This is a genomic window from Erysipelatoclostridium sp. AM42-17 (assembly GCF_003480255.1).
Taxonomy (GTDB): domain Bacteria; phylum Bacillota_I; class Bacilli_A; order Erysipelotrichales; family Coprobacillaceae; genus Faecalibacillus.
Genome location: NZ_QUIN01000053.1, coordinates 1 through 872 on the forward strand (window position 1 = coordinate 1; position 872 = coordinate 872).

At 27.5% G+C, this 872-nt stretch carries 2 protein-coding genes; both read left to right on the plus strand.

Annotated features, from left to right (window positions below):
- The first annotated feature begins 144 nt into the window (after nt 1-144).
- Complete coding sequence (locus DW911_RS10875; RefSeq protein ID WP_118431244.1) at nt 145-453, plus strand: type II toxin-antitoxin system RelB/DinJ family antitoxin; 309 nt, start codon at nt 145-147, stop codon at nt 451-453.
- Complete coding sequence (locus tag DW911_RS10880; RefSeq protein WP_118431242.1) at nt 450-779, plus strand: type II toxin-antitoxin system RelE/ParE family toxin; 330 nt, start codon at nt 450-452, stop codon at nt 777-779. Before DW911_RS10875 ends, DW911_RS10880 begins: the two co-directional genes overlap by 4 nt.
- Nucleotides 780-872 lie beyond the last annotated feature (93 nt).

Here is an 872-nt window from a genome sequence, read left to right on the forward strand (position 1 = left end):
ATACATTACAATTAAATAGTTATAAAAGGGTAGGTACAATGCCTACCTTTTTTTGTGAAAATAAATTTATGTATTGCTAATGTATGTACAATCGCATAAAATGAATTGAGAAGGATAGACTATATATGAAAGGAGTTATTTTATATGGCTACAAAATCAGCAAATTTATATGCAAGAATTGAACCGGAAGTTAAAGAAAAAGCAGAAACAATTTTATCATCATTAGGTATTTCTGCCTCAAATGCCATTAATATGTTTTATAAACAAATTATTTTACAAAGAGGAATCCCATTTGAAGTAAAGTTACCAGATACAAGTATGATAGATGTAAGTACATTATCAAAAGAAGATTTAAATGAGGAATTAGAAAAAGGATATGTAGATATGCAAACTGGGCGAACAAAGAAAGCAAAGCAGGCATTTCATGATATCCATAAGGATTATGGTTTATGATATATGAAGTTTATGTATCTCAACAGGCTGAAAATGATTTAAAAGAAATTTATGAATATATTGCATTTAAATTACAATCACCACAAAATGCAATCAATCAGTTATATCGTTTAGAAGAACATATATTGAGTTTAGATATGATGCCATTTAGATATCGACAATACGAAGAAGAACCATGGAAAAGTCGAGGACTTCGTGTATTGCCTGTAGATCATTATGTGATATTTTATATTCCAGATAGTACTACAAAAATAGTTACAATTTTAAGAGTGATGTATAGTAGAAGAAATATTGATGATCAATTAAATTTTCATACAAAAGGGTAAAAATTAAGAATTCAAAAAATAAATAATTAGCACTCACCTATTGACAGTGCTAAAAGAGAGAACTATAATGTATTTAGAAATTAGGAAAGAGAT

Bases quoted from the DNA above. Each gene is read 5' to 3' on its own strand.
- DW911_RS10875 (WP_118431244.1), top strand. From the start codon at position 145: ATGGCTACAAAATCAGCAAATTTATATGCAAGAATTGAACCGGAAGTT.
- DW911_RS10880 (WP_118431242.1), top strand. From the start codon at position 450: ATGATATATGAAGTTTATGTATCTCAACAGGCTGAAAATGATTTAAAA.